The following is a 17,592-nucleotide window of genomic DNA, read 5'->3' as shown; positions in this document are numbered from 1 at the left end:
CATTTTATTAGTTATCCAAACTTACGACCAATCGTTTGTCCGATTGCCGGAAATCCTTCCGTCACGGTTGGTTCAGAACTGCTCGATCGGAATGTCTATGGCGCCGGATGCGCCGCGCAGGACCGTCTCCCGAAGCGCGTGGGCTTTCGGCAGGATCTTTTCCGCGTAGAAACGCGCAGTGGCGAGCTTCGTCCGTTGAAAGTCCTGATCGTCACCCGCTGCATCCTTTTTCGACGCGGCCAGCGCAGCGCGCGCCATCTGCCATCCGCCGCAGACGTATCCCGTCATCATCAGATAGTCGACCGAACTGGCAAGCGCTTCATCGATGCCCGTTGCCGCTGTGCGCAGCATCCACCTCGTAGCGTCTTCAAGCGCCTGCACGCTGACCGCGAAGGCGATGCCAAGCGGGGCAAGCCGCGTATCTGCGCTTCGTTCGAGTTCGAGCGCGACGCTTCGCATTTCCACGATCAGCGCAGCCATCGCGGCACCGCCGTCCGACGCGAGCTTTCGTCCCACCAGGTCCGCGGCCTGAATGCCGGTCGTGCCCTCGTAGATCGTCGCGATTCGTGCATCGCGGAGAAACTGGCACGCACCCGTTTCTTCGATGTAGCCCATCCCGCCATGCACTTGCACGCCGAGCGATGCGATCTCGACGCCCAGTTCGGTACACCATCCCTTCAGCACGGGGATCAGCAGGTCGACACGCGCCTGGCGTCGCGCACGTTCACTGTCGTCCGGGTGCCTGTGCGTGCGGTCCATGTCGGCCGCGATGACGTAGGCGAACGCGCGCATCGCTTCGATCTGCGACTTCATCGTCAGCAACATGCGCCGGACGTCCGGGTGATGAATGATCGCGACTGCCTGGCCCGAGCGGCTTGCCGCAGGGCGTCCCTGAACGCGCTCTTTCGCATACTCGCGGGCTTGCTGGTACGCGCGCTCCGCTATCGCGAGCCCCTGGACCCCCACCTTCTGGCGCGCTTCGTTCATCATCGTGAACATGTGCGCGAGGCCCTTGTTCTCGTGTCCGACGAGATAGCCAATTGCGCCGTCCCTGTCGCCGAAGCTCATCACGCAAGTCGGACTCGCGTGGATACCCAGCTTGTGCTCAAGAGAAACGCAGTGGACATCATTGCGCTGCCCCGGCGACCCGTCGGCGTTGAGCAGGAACTTGGGCACGAGGAACAGCGAAATCCCGCGTACGCCCTCAGGCGCATCCGGCGTGCGCGCGAGGACGAGATGAATCACGTTGTCAGTCATGTCGTGGTCGCCCCACGTGATGAAGATCTTCTGGCCGTAAAGGCGATAGTGATCGCCCTCCGGCACGGCCTTCGTGCGCACGGCTGCGAGATCCGATCCCGCTTGCGGTTCGGTCAGGTTCATCGTGCCGGTCCACGCGCCGCTGACGAGGTTCTGCAAATAGCGCTGTCTGAGTTCTTCCGAGCCATGTTGACGCAACGCCTCGGTGGCGCCGGCCGTCAGTACCGGGCACAGCGCGAACGCCATATTGGCGGAATTCCACATCTCGACGGCCGCCGCATTCAGCAGTTCGGGCAGGCCTTGGCCGCCGAACGCGGGATCGCCGCTGAGGCCGCCCCACCCGCCCGCGGAAAATTGCCGGTACGCCTGCGCGAAACCGTCTGCGGCAACCACGCCGTCCGGGGTCAGACGCGCGCCCTGCTCGTCGCCGGTCTTGTTGAGCGGCGCAAGCACTTCAGCCGCGAGCCTGGCTGCTTCTTCGAGTACGGCGTCGGCCAGTTCCGGCGTGACCTCCTCCAGGCCCGGCAACGAAGACAGCGCGCCGAGATCCGCCAGTTCCGTCATCACGAAGCGCATGTCGCGCAGCGGTGCAATATAGGTGCTCATCGTTTGCCTCGTTTGTGTTTGTTCAGCTCTGTTGCAGTTTGTCCAGCTCGGCGGACAATTCAGGCAACACCTTGAAGAGGTCCCCGACGATCCAGTAATCAGCGACCTGGAAGATCGGCGCCTCTTCGTCCTTGTTGATCGCGACAATCACCTTCGAGTCCTTCATCCCGGCCAGATGCTGGATCGCCCCGGAAATGCCCACGGCGATATACAACTGCGGAGCGATGACCTTGCCCGTCTGGCCGACCTGGTAGTCGTTCGGCACGAAGCCGGCATCCACCGCCGCGCGCGAGGCGCCGACGGCGGCACCCAGCTTGTTGGCAATGTCGTCGAGCAGCGCGAAGTTCTCGGCGGAACCCATGCCTCGGCCACCTGAAACCACCCGAAGCGCCGCCGTCAGTTCCGGGCGCTCCGAACGCGTCAGCTGCTGGCTCACGAAGCGCGACCCTTGCACTTCAGGAGCGGGGTCCACTGTTTCGATCGCGGCCGCTCCGCCCTCTGCCGGCGCCGCGGCGAAGGCTGTCGTTCGAACGGTGATGACCTTGATCGCGTCTGCGCTTCGCACCGTCGCGAGCACATTGCCTGCGTAGATGGGGCGCACGAATGAGTCGGCGGACTCGACGGCAACGACGTCGGAGATTTGCGCCACATCGAGCAGCGCGGCCACGCGCGGTATCACGTTCTTGGCCGTCGTGGTGGCCGGTGCCACGATGTGGCTGTATTGCCCGGCGACCTTCACGATGAGCGCGGCGAGGTTCTCGGCCAGCGCGTGACCATAGTGCGCGGCATCGGCGGCAAGTACGCGGGTCACGCCCGCAATGCGAGCCGCCTGCTCGGCCACCTTCGCGCATTGCGCTCCGGCCACGAGAATGTGAATGTCGTCGCCAAGACGCGCGGCCGCGGTCACGGCGTTCAGCGTGGCCGTCTTGAGCGCCTGGTTGTCATGCTCTGCAATCACGAGTACGGGCATTTGCTTCCCCTTCGATCAGATGACTTGGGCGACGTTTTTCAACTTGCTCACGAGTTCCGCGGCGTCGGCCACGCGAACGCCCGCTTCGCGTTTCGCGGGCTCCGCCAGCTTCAACGTCGTCAGCCTCGGCGTGACATCGACGCCGAGCGCATCCGGCGTCACGACATCGAGCGTCTTTTTCTTCGCCTTCATGATGTTGGGCAGCGTGGCGTAGCGCGGCGTGTTCAACCGCAAATCGGCGGTGACGATGGCGGGCAGATCGACCTCGATGGTTTCCAGACCGCCGTCGATCTCACGCGTCACCGTGGCCTTTCCTGATTCGACCGTTACCTGCGATGCGAACGTCGCCTGCGGCCAGCCAAGCAGCGCGGCCAGCATCTGGCCGACCTGGTTGGCGTCGTCGTCGATGGCCTGCTTGCCGAGCAGCACCAGTTGCGGCTGCTCCTTGTCGACCAGCGCCTTGAGCAGCTTGGCCACCGCGAGCGGCTGCAATTCGACATCCGTCTCGACGAGCACGCCGCGGTCCGCACCGACCGCCATTGCCGTGCGGAGCGTTTCCTGGCATACATGTACCCCGCATGACACCGCGATCACCTCGGTCGCCACACCCGCTTCCTTCATGCGCACAGCCTCTTCCACGCTGATTTCGTCGAACGGGTTCATCGACATCTTCACGTTCGCGATATCGACGGCACTGCCGTCGGCCTTGACGCGAACCCTTACGTTCGCGTCCACGACGCGCTTGACCGGTACCAGTATTTTCATCGCCTGCTCCGTTTGGTTTAAAGCGTTTGCCGTTGTTCACCGCGCACTGGGACGCGCCGGTTCCCGCGTGAAAGCCCGCATGAAATCCCGCATGAAATCCATCAAGCCCGCTCGGCAAACACGCTGCCGGGCTGCCCCTCGAACATATCGACGAGATAGCGTTCCAGCGGCTTTTCCGATGCGGTCTTCGGTATTTCCGGCACCACCTGCACCCACGAAACGACCGAGCTCGCTTCGAGCCTTGCGCGGCACGCGCGGAACACCTGCTGCGGGTCGAAGTCATCGGTACGCTTGGGCACGACGGCCGCCACGACGTCCTTCTCACCCGGCGCACCGGACGCAGCCTTCACGCCATAGACGTAGACGTCCTCGACTGTCCCCGACTCGGCGATCACTTTTTCTATCGGTGCCGGATTGATGAACTCGCCGTTGTGCCGAATGCCGCCGCCCTTGCGGTATTCGAAGAAGAGCCAGCCGTCCTCATCCTCGCGCACGACGTCGCCCATGTGCAGCCAGCCGTCCTTGCACTTCTTCGCCGAGGCCTCCGGATTGCCGAAGTATTCGACGTTGAACGGCGAGCCATCCACCGGCCTGAAGAGCAGTTCGCCCGGCACGCCTTTCGCGCAGTCGTCGCCGTCTTCGTCGACGATTCGATGCTGGAGGACAGGCACCGGCCTGCCGATGCTGCCAACCGGGCCAACGCCGCGCGGCTTCACGGTGATTCCGCCTTCAGCCGCGCCGTAGAACTCGACGATCCCGACGCCGAAGCGCTCCTCGAACGCATTCCAGATCGCAGCCGGCATCCCGGCTGAGATGACGAAGCGCACCGGGTTGTCCGCGTCATCCGGCTTCGTCGGTTCGCTATAGATCGCCGTCGTCATGCCGCCAAGCAGCGTGAACGTGGTGCACCGGTATCGGCGGGCGATGTCCCACAGGCGCGACTTCGTGAAGCGACGCGAGAGCACGGCGCGCATGCCCGCCATGAGCGATGCGCCGAGCGTCACGATCTGTGCATTGGCATGCGTGAGCGAGAGTCCGGAGTACGGCCGGTCATCGGGTACGTAGCCGAACAGCGCCGACACCGCGGCCGACGTCGCGCAGTAGCGCTGATGCGTCATCACGATGCCCTTCGGGTCGCCCGTCGTACCGGACGTGAAGATCAGCTGCATTGCGCCTGCCGGGTCGCGAGCCATGACGGGCAAATCAGGAACGTGCGCCGGCAGCAGGGCGCGCAAGGACACGACGCCGCGAAAATCCGACAGCGGCTTGCCGCCCTCGTCGGTTTCGAGCGCGATGATCCACGACAGACGCGCAAGCGAACCCCGCACGGCTTCGAGATTGTCGAGCGTATAGTCCGCGGCGATCACGCCCCGGCATTGGGCCTGTTCGAGCATGAACGCAAGCTTCTCGCCCTTCGCGCGTGGATCGATCGGCACGAACACGGTGCCCGAGATCGATGCGGCAACCATCGCGTCGACGAATTCGACGTGATTGGCCATCAGCAACGCGAAATGATCGCCGGGACGCAAGCCCTGATCGATCAGTACCTGCGCGAGCCGCTGGCCGTTCTCCCAGAGCTGCCGGTAGGTGCGAACTTCATCCGGCCTTGCGCCGGCTCCTTCGACGGTGAGCACGTCGAGATCGGGCATCGTCTCGACGCGATTGGCGATCAACGCCGCCAACGTGGTTTCGGGTTTCGTGCTCATGGCACTCAGTCTCCTGATTCTTTCCGATGCTGTACGGCCTGGCGCCGCCACAGTCCATGCGTTGCGCGACTCCTCGGCCTCATCGGCCCAGAATCGTGATGCTGGCCACGGCCTCTTCCACGCCACACAGGCCGCCGCCGTTTTCGGCGATCGCGATGCGCGCGCCCTCCACCTGGCGAGGGCCCGCTTCGTCGCGCAGTTGCCGGACGAGTTCATAGATCTGGCCCAACCCTGTGGCGCCTATCGGATGTCCCTTCGATTCGAGGCCGCCGGACGGATTGATCGGAATCCGTCCTCCGATCGAGGTATCGCCCCGTTCGGCGCAAACGCCGCCCATCCCGGGCTCGCACAAGCCGAGCACCTCGGACTGGATGATTTCGCCGATCGCCGTCGCGTCGTGCACCTCGGCGACCGAGACGTCCTTCGGGGTCACGCCAGCCTGCTCATAGGCGCTCGATGAACCCAGCCGGACCAGATGCCGGTCGAGCGCGGTGGCCGGCCGGTCGGTTCCGGTCTGAAGCACGGATGCAAGAACGCGAATGGCTCGCGAGCGTCGTCCCTTGAGCATTTCGAGTCCGGCCTCGCTGCATACGATGACCGCCGCCGCCCCGTCGCTGACAGGCGAGCACATCGGCAGCGTGAGCGGGTACGTGATCGGCGGCGCGGAGAGGATCTCGTCGATCGTGTAGGCCTGCTGGTATTGCGCGAGCGGATTGTGGACCGAATGCCCGTGGTTCTTGGACGACACGGCGGCGAACTGCCGCTGCGTGGTCCCGAACTCGCGCATGTGCATGCGGCCCATCGACGCGTAGATGTCCATGAATACGCTGTAGGGCTTCGTCGATACGCTTCCCTCGGGCGGCTCGATGCCGTGGCCCATTTCCAGCAGCCTGCGCTTGCCGTTCTCCGTGTCGTGCACGTCCCACGCACCGTCGAATGCGCTGAACGTGAGCGCCTTGTCCGGCGAGAACATCTTCTCCGCGCCCACCGCCAGTACGATGTCGGCGGCAAGTGCCCTGATGTAGCTCACCGCGAGGTGAAACGCGGTACTCGCGCTTGCGCACGCATTCTCGACGTTGATTACGGGAATCCTGTCGATGCCCATCGCACGCAGCGCAAGCTGGCCGCGGATCATATGCTGGCCTTCCATATGCCCCTGCGTGGAATTGCCGAAAAACGCCCCTTGCAGTTGCCTGCTGTCGCAGCCCGCGTCCGCGAGCGCGTCGTTCACTGCCGCGCGCGTGAGCTGCTTCACGCTCGTGTTCAGATGCTTGCCGAATGACGTCATCCCGACGCCCGCGATATACACTTCGCTCATTTCATCTCTCCCCGTCGAGTTCCCGGTGCCGCGAGCGCGTAGCACTCGCGGCCGCTGTCAGACGCTTTTGACCTCGTAGGCCAGGTAGCCTTCTTCCGCCAGTGCGGCGACGAGGCTGCGTGCGCCGAACGCTCGCGCCGGCGAAACAAAGCCGACTTCACGCAGTTGCCCGCGCAGGACGCGGCGCACGGCTTCCGCGCCGAGCACACCCGTTTGCGCATACGGCGAATTGCCGCGCAGGATGACGCTGACCGAATTCGTATTGCCCCGCCCCTGACACGAGAGCGTGCAGCGGTTGATGTCGGCGTTCTCGCGCGCGGGCTCGACCTGGGTGACTGCCTTGCCCCACTCGTTGGTGATCTCTTCCTGCTTCGCCGCGTCGAGCGGGCGGCACTCCGCCTCGAACTTCGTAAGCAAGCCGACCACGGCGTTGAAGCGTTCCTGGTTCCTGAACGACACGAGCGTCTGGCAGTTGCGCACGCGTGGATCGTCTGCGTACCAGATCGGCTCGCCGCCGCCGCCCCAGGGCAATGCGTTCAGCAGCACGTGCTCGCCCGGCACGTGAACCTGATACGGTGTCGCCCACGGCCATTGCACTAGTTCGTTGTTGCGCAGGAAAAACTGCGGCTGCGTGCACATCCGCAAAAACGACATCGTCGAAGCGACGCTCACTTCGGAATCGCCGAGATAGACCACGTCGAGCGTATCGATGCCGGGCGTCTCCAGCGCGATCTCGGCCGCCAGATTGCCTTCGGTCCACATGTACGAGTTGCCCGGACACAGCGCCAGACCTTTCGCCGCAAATGCCTCGCCGTAGGATTGCTTGAGCATCGACATCCAGTCGGTTTCGCCCGTCGTGTCGAAGTAGTGGCAACCCGCCGCGAGACTCGCCTCGACCACCGGCCGACCCAGTTGCATGAACGGCCCGACGATGTTGATCACCGCCTTCTTGCCGTTGAAAAGCTCGGTGAGCGCAGCCGTTTCGTGTTCGACTCCCACGCAGCGGTAGTCGTGTCCGGCCAGTTCGGGCACCTTCGCCATCTCCGCTTCCAGCCGCTCCTTGTTGCGCCCTGCGGCAATGAAGGGAATCCCGCGTTCGGCGAGCTTCCATGCCGTCAATTTGCCCGTGTATCCGCTTGCGCCATAGAGCACTACGTCGTATGCCGTTGCCATCTCATCGTCTCCGTCCAGTTCCATTGGAATGCGTTAGCACCGCGTCTCGTTCAAAGCAGTTCCGGGTCGATCAGGTAGTAGCCGCCCTTGATCGCAAGGACTTCGTTGCAGCCGTCCTCGATCAGCGACGCACGGGCATCGCGCCAGATCTTCTCGATCGGGTATTCGCGGGTCAGGCCGTTGCCGCAGAAGATCTGCAGCGCGTCGTTGGCGACTTCGAAGGCGGTCTGGGTCGCGGTGATCTTCGCTGTCATCGCGGCATGCAGCGAAGCCTTCGGCGACGTGAAGTTGTAGAGCACGACGCGCTGCGAGAGCGCGCGAGCCGCCTCCACCTTGCGGAACATGTGAAAGAGCCGCGACGCAACCGACTGATGCCGGATGATCGGCAAGCCGCCTTGCTTTCGTTCGTGGGCGTAGGCGAGCGCGAGTTCGAACGCGGCGCGTGCCGTGCCCGTGAACACGGTGCCCATGAGCGCGTTGGCAAACGTGTGAATGGCGTAGACGGCGTCGAGGTACTGGTCGGGGCCGGCCAGGATGTGATCCTTCGACAGCCTGACGTTTTCGAAGAAGAGTTCGCCCTGGTTGAGCGCGCGCTGGCCGATCTTGTCGAGCGGCTTGCCGCGCGACACGCCTTCAGCATCCAGCGGAACGATGATCACCGCGCCGCGCTTCGTGTCGACGCCGGAGCCGCTGTCCGCGGCGCAATAGAGAATGCACACCTTCGCGGCGATGCCGTTGGACACCCACGCCGACTTTTGCCCGTTGATGATCACTTCATCGCCGCGCAGGGTCGCCACGCAGTTGGGCCGTCCATACGTGCCTTGCGGGTGAAAGATCATACCGTTCGCATCGAGCGAGTCGGAGCCGTGATCGGGCTCCGTGATCGCCCAGCAGCCGAGCTTTTCATCCGGCGCGAGCGACCGGCAGAACGCATTGCCGAACATCGCGCTCATCAACGCGGGCAGCAGCCCTGCGCCGTAGGTGATGGCGAGTCCGGCGTCGCCCCAGCCCAGTTCCTCGAAGAGGATGCTCATCGTCTTCGCGCGCTCGGCGGGTTCCAGCTCTAGCAATCCGTCTACACCGAATCCGAGCCCGGTGAATTTGTCGTGAGCCTCCCAATACGGCGAGCCCGGCGCGATCACTTCTTCGGGCGTCATGCGGTCCAGCTTGATCCCCACCGGACGCATCACTTCCTGCGCGAATCGATGGACCGTCTCCTGGACCATCTGGCTCGTCCCGGACAACTCCGGCTCTGCGCCGAGTGGTCCGAGCTTGTGCGCTGCACCGTGATTCTGGGCGTTAGACATGTCTCCTCCTTCGAGGTGGTTGGCGTATCATCGGGCGAACAGTGCACCGCACGGACACACGCCCGGCTTCTCTGCCATGAACGGTGAATCGGCGCACTGGACCGTTGTCTGGCTACACTTCGATCTCTTCTATGGAACCCATGTTGATTCAGCGTGGCGCTGCGCAATATCCCCCGTATAGGGGAGCGCGATCGCATGGACGGGGGGTGGCAGCCAGGGTCGACCCGCGTGCCCGGAGCCGCCGACGCAAATGACTGACGTAACCGCACTAACCGCAGTGACCGAAGTGATGGCGCCAGCCGGGCCCGCTCTGCTGCTTGCCACGAAGCTGCTTCCGCCACGCCTGGCCGCGGGGCTGATCGATCGCCCACGGCTGATCGAGCTGGCGGCGCTTGCGGAAAGCAAGCGGCTCACGGTCATCAAGGCGCCCGCGGGCTTCGGCAAGACTTCGCTGGCGCTCGCGTGGCTCAACCGGCTGCGTGCGAGCGGCGCGCACGTTGCGTGGCTCTCGCTCGATACCGACGACGACGAACCCGCCCGCTTTCTCCACCATCTCGCGCAGGCATTGCGCCACGCTTGCGGCAACGTGGGTGCATCGGCGATCCGGCTGACCGCCGAAGCGTCGCTGGTCCCCGCGCAGTGCATCGTGGCGACGCTGATCAACGAGCTGGTCGAAGTCGATGACGAGGTCTATCTCTTCCTCGACGACTATCACCTGATCAGCCTTCCCGTCATTCACGAAGTCGTGGCGTTCCTTATCGAGCACGTGCCGTCGCATGTGCATCTGGTGGTCTGCACCCGGACCGATTCCACGCTTCCGCTGGCGCGCTTGCGAGCGGGCAATGAACTGCTGGAAATCGATGCATCGACGCTGCGCTTCAACTTCGAGGAAACGCGATGCTTCGTCGAACGCGAGTGCCCGGGCAAGCTCGGCGCTGCCACGGTCAAGTCGCTGTTCGCGAGCACCGAGGGTTGGGCTGCGGCGCTACGCATTTCGGCTTCGGTGCTGGTACGGGAAGAACCCAAAGCGGGCTCGGAATCAGGCACGCCATCCGGCGCGTCCCGGCCGTTCGCCGCCTACCTCGAAGACATACTCAAACGTCTGCCCGCCGAGATGGTCGATTTCATGCTGCGCACGGCGATACTCGACCGGCTCACCGCGTCGCTGTGCGAGGCGGTGACGGGCGTCGAGCGCAGCCAGGGCATGCTGGAAGCAATCGCCGCGCGCCAGCTCCTGCTCGATCCGATGGATGTCGAAGGGCACTGGTTCCGCTATCACCACCTGATGCGCGACTACCTGTGCCAGCGCCTTGAAACGCAGCACCGCGACGAAGTGTCGGACGTGCACCGTCGAGCGTGCGCGTGGTACGCGCAAGAGGAGCAATGGACGGACGCTGTCAGGCACGCAATCGCGGCAGGCGCGACCGACGAAGCCATCTCGCTGATGGGCCGCTGCGCGATGGCGCTCGTCACGAAAGGCGACCTGCTCACGCTGTTGGGCTGGCAGCGCCAGTTCCCGGCGCACCTGATGCGCGGACAAGTGCAGGTCAGGCTGGCGATCGCGTGGGGCATGGCGCTCGCGTTACGCTTCGACGATGCGCTTGCGATGCTCGATGCGCTGGAGCGGGACGCCATCGGCACGGACGCCGAAACCGAACGCATGCGCCGGGAATGTCAGGCGATCCATTCTGTCCTGGCCGCGTTGCAGGACGAACCGCAACGCGCGCTCGCGATCGCACAGGCCTGTCTTGAGCGGCCGTCGGCCGATGTCTGGACCACCAACGTCGTGTCCAACGTCGTGCGCTTCGGGCACTGGAAAGCGGGCGACCTCGAAGCACTTTATGCGACGCCGTGGATCCCGTATTCGCTCGAGGACGACCAACGCAATGTGTTCTCCTCGGTGTACCGGCTGTGCCTGCTCGGTCACGCGGAAATGCAGCAGATGCACTTTGCGCTGGCCGAGCAGTACTTCATGGAATCGATGCATCTGGCCGAGCGTTACTCCGGCCCGCAGTCCATCTCCGCCGCATTGTGCGCGCCGATGATCGCCCAGATCCGCTATGAGCAGGGCCGTCTTGACGAAGCCGAAGCGCTCGTCCTCGATCTGATGCCGGTCGTCGATCTGGCGGTCATGCTGGATAGCGTGCTGATCGCGTATCGCCTGCTCGTCCGGATCGCGGTTGCGCGGTCGAACACCGCGCAGGCGTACGCGCTGCTCGACCGCGCGCAAGTCCTCGGCCACCGGCGAGGCTGGCATCGGCTGATTGCAGCGGCGCTCGTCGATCGCACGCGGCTGCATATCAGGGAAGGCAGGATGGCAGAGGCCGCAGCGTGCGCTTCCCAGCTCGATGGACTTGCAGCCCGAGGCTCGCAATCGTCCTCACCGGTTTCGGCGGAGATTGACAACTATCGCGCGCTCGCCGCGGCTTGTGTTGCGATGGCGCAGAATCGGACGCATGAAGCCGTCGAATGTTTGAACGCTGCGCGGCGCAGCGCCGAAGCCCGTCATGGCGACGACCTCGCATTGCGCTTGCGAACCACGCTCGCACTCGCGTGGATGGGTGGGGGCAAAGCGCGCGAGGCTATCGAGGTCTTTGGCGAGGTCTTGAAGGTGGCCGCCCCTGCGGGCATTTACCAGTCGATCCTTGACCAGGGTCCTGAAATCGGGCCGCTATTGCAGGCGATGCGCGACGGAACACGCAACACGGCGCAGACGAAAGACATGGTGAGTTACATCGACCGTCTGCTGGATGGCTGGCGTGCGCGTTATCAGCCCGACAACAAATCCCAGCGTGACGCCGAGCGCGAATCGCTAAGCGCGCGAGAACGCAACATCGTCGATTTGATCGCGCAGGGGCTTTCGAACAAGGAAATTGCTCGGAATCTTGGAATTGCGCCTGAAACGGTCAAGTCGCATGTGAAGAGCATTTTCGTGAAACTGGCGGTCGACAAGCGCGCGCATGCGGTGGCGCGGGCGCAGGCGATGGGGTTGATCTGAGGTCGCCGGCGCCTACCCGTCCTGACGTAGAAACTTGCGCACGACCGGCGCAACGTCTTTCGCCCGCGTGATAAGAAACAGATGACCGTCATCGACGACATACAGCTCGGCATTGCGGATGCGCGCCGCAAGAATCTTCGCATTCACCAGCGGCACGATAGGGTCGTCGCTCCCATGCATGACGAGCGTCGTCTGCCGCAACGAACCGAGCCAGTGCAGGCTGGTCCATCCCCATGCGGCCATCAATTGATACAGGTATCCGCGCCCGCGCGGTGGCTGCATATGACGGCTGTGCTCCCCAAGCAACCCGGGATCGCGCCGGTAAGCGCCACCGTAGATCTGCGCTCCGACCCGTTGTAGATAGTCCGGATCGGTATAACGCCTGACACCGATCAGCTTTGTCAGAACAGAGAGTTTGGCCGGCACCATGATGACCCCCGGCGAAGTCGACGCAAGGATCAGCCTGCGACAGCGCACCGGATATTGCCGCGCGAACTGCTGCGCGAGCGCGCCGCCCCACGATACGCCAAGCACGTCGACCGGTCCGTCATACCCCAGTCGTTGCAACAGCTTGTCGGTCAGCACCGACAGCGTCGAGAACCGATAGGGCGCGAGAGGCACCGGTGAGCCGCCCACACCGGGAATGTCGAAAATAATGACGCCGACATCGTCCAGTGCTTCCACGAACGGCTCGACCAGCTCCAGATTGGCACCGATGCCGTTGAAGATGAGAAGCGGCGGGGAGGCGTCACTGCCATGCCTGATGCCGACGCGCAAGATCTGTCCATCGAGATCGACCGTCTGGATTTCCATGCTGGTGACAGACTCGGGACTAATATTCATTTCTCTCATCCGGACACAACCTCGTCGCGACACACTTCGTCGTAGTATCGGCGCCAGGCGGCGCCGTGCCGCATTACTTGGCGGGTCGCAGGATCGCCTTCAACTCCTCGACGTTCTCGGCCACGCGCTTCGAGATCGCCGCGTAGCTGTCGGACTGGGCACGGTACGCCGTCTCGGCGAGTTCCTGCATGTCGGCCAGCGCTTTGTGCAACACCTGTTGCACTGCTTCACCCGCGCCCGGCCTGGTCTCCGTTCCGCTCTGCTGCGTGACCAGCGACTGGAGCTGCGTCATTGTCGCGGTCAGAATCTCCATCTGTTTCTGACCGAGCGACTGCATGCCCGTCAGCGCCGTCGTGTTGGCGGCTGCGAGTGCCTCGATGTCCTTGCGGCGCGACTCCAGAATCGCGCTTGCGTCGATGCCGGGCAGCTTGAACTGCTGGATGAGCTTGATGTATTCAGCAAGAAGGGTATTGGGATTGGTCGATTCCATCGCCGGTTCTCCAGACAAGATAGTTGAGTCGATGACGGCCACGATGCCGCCAGCGTTTGGTGCGTCAGGCTTGCAGGACGTAGGTTCCCGGCGCCGCCGCCAGCGACGGATGCCGCTTGTTTCCGAGCGTCGACGGCGCCTCGCGGCGTTCGCCGGAGCGCGCGGACAGCCAGTCTCGCCAGTTGCCCCACCACGATTCCTTCTCGGTCTGCGCACTCGCGAGCCATGCGTCGGCGTTCGCGGGCAGTTCAGGATTGAGGTAGAACTTCGCTTTCGGATTGCCCGGCGGATTGATCAGGCTCTGGATGTGGCCGCTCGAACTCAGCACGAACCGCGTATCGCCGCCGAACAGCCGGGCCGTGTTGTAGACACCCTTCCACGGCGTGATGTGATCGGTGATGCCGGCCACCACGTACTTGTCGCACGTCACGCCGGACAGGTCGATCGGCGTGCCGAGTACGCTCAGTGCGCCAGGCTTCGTGAACAGGTTGTCCATGAAGATGTCGAGCAACTGGCCGTGCATCCGCGCGGGCAAGCGCGTCGTGTCGTTGTTCCAGTACAGGATGTCGAACGCGGGCGGCGTCTTGCCCATCAGGTAGTTGTTGACCCAGTAGTTCCACACCAGGTCGTTGGGTCTCATCCACGCGAACACGCGGCCCATCTCCTCACCGGCGAGCACGCCCCGCGACGTGCTGGCTTGCTTGGCTGCCGCGACGGCCTCGGGTGTCGCGAAAAGACCGAGTTGCGAATCCGCCTTGTTGTCCAGTACGGCCACCATCAGCGTGGCGGCGTTGACGGATTTGTCGCCGCGGCTCGCCAGATATCCGAGCAACGCCGAGATGGTCATCGCGCCGGAGCAGGCACCGTGTAGATTGATGTCATCGCTGCCCGTGATATCGCGTACCGCCGCGATCGCTTCGAGGAGTGCCGTGACGTAGGTATCGAGCGCCCAGTGTGATTGCGCGGCGGTGGGATTGCGCCAGCTCACCACGAACACCTGGAACTCGCTCTTCACCAGATACTCGACGATGCTCTTGCCTTCCGACAGATCGAAAATGTAGTACTTGTTGATCTGCGGCGGCACGATCAGTTGCGGGCGGCCATGGACGTGCGTGGTCGTCGGTGCGTACTGGATCAATTCCAGCACCTCGTTGCGAAACACCACGGCACCGCGCGACGTGCCAAGGTTCTTGCCGACCTCGAATGCCGTCTTGTCGACCTGGGCCGGCATGCCTTGATTCTTCAGCATGTCGGTCATCATGTTCCTCAACCCCCCAAGCAGGCTCGCGCCACCGGACTCGACCACCTTCTTGAGCGCAGCGGGATTGCCGAGCAAGGTGTTGGTCGGCGAGAGCGCGTCGGTGTACAGCGACAGCACGAACTGCGCACGCTCCTTGGTCTTCGGATCGAGTGCGGAACGATCGACAAACCCGGAAAGCGCGTCACGCCACGCGAAATAGCCCTGGAGCGTCATGCGATACAGCGAATTATCCTGCCATGCCGGATCGGTGAAACGCTTGTCTCCCTGCGGTGGCGTGGCTTTCCCATTGCCGCTCAGCACGGCAATCAGGTCGCGGACCAGCTTCGCTTCCTGCTCCACGACCAGAGCGGGTTGCCGCAACGCCTGCGCGCCGATTTGTTGCGCGGTGGCAAGAACGTCAGACGGACGCAGCCCGACAAACGGGTTGGGGCCCAACATGCCTTCCGTGGCAGACGCCGCGAGATCGTCCAGTGGTTCGCTTCGCGACTGGTCTTCAGTTCTTACCGCCATCTTGCTGCTCCTCAATCGGCTCTATTCAGTGTTGTTGTGTACGTCGGGTCATGCGACCAGCATCGCCAGTGTCTCGGCGATCAATGCCGGCTTGTCCTCGCCATCGATCTGCAACTCGTTCATCGTCTTGACAATGACCCGGCCGCCGCCCTTGCGCTCCACCGCCAGCAACGTCACGCGGTTTCGCACACGCGCCCCCGCTTTCACGGGCGTCATGAAGCGCACCTTGTCCAGCCCGTAGTTGAGGCCAGCGGACGCGTCTTTGGGGATGATGCCGATCTCCATCGCCAGCGATGCCAACAGCGAAAGCGTCAGGTAGCCATGCGCAATGGGTCCGCCGAACGGGCTCTCGCGTTTAGCGCGCTCGACGTCCACGTGGATCCACTGCGTGTCGCCCGTGCATTGCGCGAATGCGTCGATGCGCGCCTGGTCGACGACGACCCAGTTCGACACACCCAGTTCGCGACCGATGAAGTCCTCGATCGTGGCGATGCTGTATTCGTTGATGCTCATGATGTTTTCTCCTCGTGACCGGTCAAGCGAACTGCGCGCGCAACCACTTCTTGTTCATCTTGCCGACGCTCGTCTTCTGCAGTCCGTCGACGAACTTGACGATTTGCGGCACCGCGTACTTCGAGATGTGTCCCGATGCACAGAACGTCAGCACATGGCGCTTGATGTCGTCCTCGGTGATCTCGGCGCCCTCCTTGAGCACCACCAACGCCACCGGTCGCTCGCCCCATTTCTCGTCGCTGATGCCGATGACGGCCACTTCGGACACGCCCGGGTGCTGCGAGATCAGGCTTTCGATTTCGAGCGATGAGATCCATTCGCCTCCCGACTTGATCACGTCCTTGATGCGGTCCGTGATCTGGAGATTTCCCGTCGGGTCGATATTCGCAATGTCCTGCGTGTGCAGGTAGCCGCCGCTCCAGAGGTCAGCGGAAGCCTCGGGGTTGTTCAGGTAGCCCTGGGTCAGCCAGGGCGCGCGCACGACGACTTCTCCATACGCTTTACCGTCGTGGGTGACGTCCTCCATGTTTTCATTGACGATGTGCAGGTCGACGAGCGGTATCGGCAGACCCGTCCTGCAGCGCAGGCGCAACTGCTCATCCGCATCCAGCGCCTCGGCGCCGGGCGGCAGTTGAGCGAGGCTCAGCACCGGACATGTTTCGGACATGCCGTAACCCGTAAAGATATCGATGCCGCGATCGACTGCGACGCGCGCGAGTCCATGCGTCAGCGCCCCGCCTCCAATCACGATCTTCCACTTGCTGAAGTCGACGGACTTCGCTTCGGCACAGTTGAGCATCATGTGCAGAATCGTGCTGACGCAATGCGAGAAGGTCACGCGTTCGTCGCGCACGAGTTGCACCAGCCGCTCCGGCAGATAGCGGCCTGGATAAACCTGCTTCACACCCAGCACGGTGGCGATGTAGGGCATGCCCCACGCGTGCACGTGGAACATGGGCGTGAGCGGCATGTAGACATCGCCGCGATGAAAGCGCTGTCCGGATTCGGGGCTCGCCAATGCCGCCATGACGGTAATCGTATGAAGGACCAGTTGACGATGCGAAAAATAGACGCCCTTGGGCAGGCCCGTCGTGCCGGTCGTGTAGAACGTCGTGGCGCGCGTGTGCTCGTCGAAATCCGGAAAGTCGTACTGATCCGAACTCGCGGCAAGCATGGCTTCGTATTCGGTTGCGAACGAGATCGAATGCGTACTGGCCTCGCTGCCCTCTTCGTCGATCCAGACGAAGGTACGCACCGTTTCGAGCTGGTCCTTGATCGCCTCGAGGACGGGCAGAAAATCGGTATGGACGAACAGGATTTCTGCGCCTGCGTGATTGATCGTGTACGCGATCTCATCGTGTGACAGGCGCACGTTGACCGTCTGCAGGATGGCACCCATCATGGGCACCGCGAAATAGCATTCCAGATAGCGGTGACTGTCCCAGTCCATCACGGCGACGGTGCTGCCGTGTCGCGCGCCGAGCTGACTCAGCCCGCTGGCGAGCCGTGCGATGCGCTCACGCAGCGTCGTGTAGGTCATCCGGACCTGTCCGCGATAGACGATTTCCTGGTCCGGCGCCTGAAGGAACGGCGCGTGGAGCAGTTGCTTGATCAGCAATGGATAGGCGTAGGCCGAGGGCGCGGCGGCCTGGACGTCGTCTCGCATCTGAGTCTCCTTGAGTCCTGAACTGGATGGTGGGCAGACACGGCTTTGGCGTTGCGGTGGGGTACGGTGTCGTGCCGATAAGGAGATGATCGGGGCGAACGCGATTGGGGAATATCCCCTGAACGGGGGAGAGGGTTATCGCTGGGGCTTGGGGGGGGGGGGGGGGGGGGTTTACACCGTTTGATGCGCTCAGGCTTCTATTGAACTTG

General features: G+C 63.4%; 13 protein-coding genes. 1 reads left to right on the top strand and 12 read right to left on the bottom strand.

Annotation, left to right across the window (positions count from 1 at the left end):
- Positions 1-72: 72 nt before the first annotated feature.
- The 7 genes from AWB68_RS14545 to AWB68_RS14515 form a co-directional block, all read right to left on the bottom strand.
- The gene (locus AWB68_RS14545) at positions 73-1,863 is read right to left on the bottom strand and encodes an acyl-CoA dehydrogenase C-terminal domain-containing protein (protein ID WP_087645060.1); all 1,791 of its coding nucleotides are present in this window, start codon (positions 1,861-1,863) and stop codon (positions 73-75) included.
- A gap of 22 nt (positions 1,864-1,885) precedes the next feature.
- Positions 1,886-2,833: an electron transfer flavoprotein subunit alpha/FixB family protein gene (locus AWB68_RS14540; RefSeq protein ID WP_087645059.1), complete on the bottom strand. Its 948-nt coding sequence runs from the start codon at positions 2,831-2,833 to the stop codon at positions 1,886-1,888.
- A 15-nt stretch (positions 2,834-2,848) separates the two neighbouring features.
- A complete protein-coding gene (locus tag AWB68_RS14535) occupies positions 2,849-3,598 on the bottom strand; it encodes an electron transfer flavoprotein subunit beta/FixA family protein (protein WP_087645058.1) in 750 nt (249 codons plus the stop codon).
- A gap of 101 nt (positions 3,599-3,699) precedes the next feature.
- Positions 3,700-5,304, bottom strand: coding sequence for an AMP-binding protein (locus AWB68_RS14530; protein WP_087645057.1), 1,605 nt, complete (start codon positions 5,302-5,304; stop codon positions 3,700-3,702).
- Between the two features lie 79 nt (positions 5,305-5,383).
- Positions 5,384-6,622: a thiolase family protein gene (locus tag AWB68_RS14525; protein ID WP_087645056.1), complete on the bottom strand. Its 1,239-nt coding sequence runs from the start codon at positions 6,620-6,622 to the stop codon at positions 5,384-5,386.
- A gap of 57 nt (positions 6,623-6,679) precedes the next feature.
- Positions 6,680-7,795, bottom strand: coding sequence for a saccharopine dehydrogenase family protein (locus AWB68_RS14520; protein WP_087645108.1), 1,116 nt, complete (start codon positions 7,793-7,795; stop codon positions 6,680-6,682).
- A gap of 50 nt (positions 7,796-7,845) precedes the next feature.
- Positions 7,846-9,102 carry an acyl-CoA dehydrogenase family protein gene (locus tag AWB68_RS14515; protein ID WP_087645055.1) on the bottom strand — a complete coding sequence of 419 codons (1,257 nt, stop codon included), beginning with the start codon at positions 9,100-9,102 and terminating at the stop codon, positions 7,846-7,848.
- A 250-nt stretch (positions 9,103-9,352) separates the two neighbouring features.
- Here AWB68_RS14515 and AWB68_RS14510 point away from each other — a divergent pair, with 250 nt between their 5' ends.
- On the top strand, positions 9,353-12,100 hold the full coding sequence (locus AWB68_RS14510; protein ID WP_235028333.1) for a winged helix-turn-helix domain-containing protein: 2,748 nt from the start codon (positions 9,353-9,355) through the stop codon (positions 12,098-12,100).
- Between the two features lie 12 nt (positions 12,101-12,112).
- Here the strand turns inward: AWB68_RS14510 and phaZ are convergent, their stop codons facing one another.
- From phaZ to AWB68_RS14485, 5 genes are all read right to left on the bottom strand, one after another.
- Positions 12,113-12,943 (bottom strand): poly(3-hydroxyalkanoate) depolymerase, encoded by an 831-nt coding sequence (phaZ, locus tag AWB68_RS14505; RefSeq protein WP_087645053.1) that lies wholly within the window; start codon positions 12,941-12,943, stop codon positions 12,113-12,115.
- A gap of 73 nt (positions 12,944-13,016) precedes the next feature.
- On the bottom strand, positions 13,017-13,433 hold the full coding sequence (locus AWB68_RS14500; RefSeq protein WP_087645052.1) for a phasin family protein: 417 nt from the start codon (positions 13,431-13,433) through the stop codon (positions 13,017-13,019).
- A gap of 64 nt (positions 13,434-13,497) precedes the next feature.
- Positions 13,498-15,204 carry an alpha/beta fold hydrolase gene (locus AWB68_RS14495; RefSeq protein ID WP_087645051.1) on the bottom strand — a complete coding sequence of 569 codons (1,707 nt, stop codon included), beginning with the start codon at positions 15,202-15,204 and terminating at the stop codon, positions 13,498-13,500.
- A 48-nt stretch (positions 15,205-15,252) separates the two neighbouring features.
- Entirely contained in the window at positions 15,253-15,717 is a 465-nt protein-coding gene (locus AWB68_RS14490) for a MaoC family dehydratase (RefSeq protein WP_087645050.1), read from the bottom strand.
- Positions 15,718-15,739: 22 nt separating this feature from the next.
- Positions 15,740-17,383: a fatty acid--CoA ligase gene (locus tag AWB68_RS14485; protein WP_087645049.1), complete on the bottom strand. Its 1,644-nt coding sequence runs from the start codon at positions 17,381-17,383 to the stop codon at positions 15,740-15,742.
- Between the last annotated feature and the right edge of the window lie 209 nt (positions 17,384-17,592).

It is taken from the genome of Caballeronia choica (genome assembly GCF_001544535.1).
GTDB lineage: Bacteria > Pseudomonadota > Gammaproteobacteria > Burkholderiales > Burkholderiaceae > Caballeronia > Caballeronia choica.
The sequence above is the reverse complement of the archived record's forward strand: the minus strand, read 5'-3'. Positions and strand labels throughout refer to the sequence as shown.

What these genes read in the sequence shown, in the direction of transcription:
- AWB68_RS14545 (WP_087645060.1), bottom strand. Translation starts at nt 1,863, where the DNA reads ATGAGCACCTATATTGCACCGCTGCGCGACATGCGCTTCGTGATGACG.
- AWB68_RS14540 (WP_087645059.1), bottom strand. Translation starts at nt 2,833, where the DNA reads ATGCCCGTACTCGTGATTGCAGAGCATGACAACCAGGCGCTCAAGACG.
- AWB68_RS14535 (WP_087645058.1), bottom strand. Translation starts at nt 3,598, where the DNA reads ATGAAAATACTGGTACCGGTCAAGCGCGTCGTGGACGCGAACGTAAGG.
- AWB68_RS14530 (WP_087645057.1), bottom strand. Translation starts at nt 5,304, where the DNA reads ATGAGCACGAAACCCGAAACCACGTTGGCGGCGTTGATCGCCAATCGC.
- AWB68_RS14525 (WP_087645056.1), bottom strand. Translation starts at nt 6,622, where the DNA reads ATGAGCGAAGTGTATATCGCGGGCGTCGGGATGACGTCATTCGGCAAG.
- AWB68_RS14520 (WP_087645108.1), bottom strand. Translation starts at nt 7,795, where the DNA reads ATGGCAACGGCATACGACGTAGTGCTCTATGGCGCAAGCGGATACACG.
- AWB68_RS14515 (WP_087645055.1), bottom strand. Translation starts at nt 9,102, where the DNA reads ATGTCTAACGCCCAGAATCACGGTGCAGCGCACAAGCTCGGACCACTC.
- AWB68_RS14510 (WP_235028333.1), top strand. Translation starts at nt 9,353, where the DNA reads ATGACTGACGTAACCGCACTAACCGCAGTGACCGAAGTGATGGCGCCA.
- phaZ (WP_087645053.1), bottom strand. Translation starts at nt 12,943, where the DNA reads ATGAATATTAGTCCCGAGTCTGTCACCAGCATGGAAATCCAGACGGTC.
- AWB68_RS14500 (WP_087645052.1), bottom strand. Translation starts at nt 13,433, where the DNA reads ATGGAATCGACCAATCCCAATACCCTTCTTGCTGAATACATCAAGCTC.
- AWB68_RS14495 (WP_087645051.1), bottom strand. Translation starts at nt 15,204, where the DNA reads ATGGCGGTAAGAACTGAAGACCAGTCGCGAAGCGAACCACTGGACGAT.
- AWB68_RS14490 (WP_087645050.1), bottom strand. Translation starts at nt 15,717, where the DNA reads ATGAGCATCAACGAATACAGCATCGCCACGATCGAGGACTTCATCGGT.
- AWB68_RS14485 (WP_087645049.1), bottom strand. Translation starts at nt 17,383, where the DNA reads ATGCGAGACGACGTCCAGGCCGCCGCGCCCTCGGCCTACGCCTATCCA.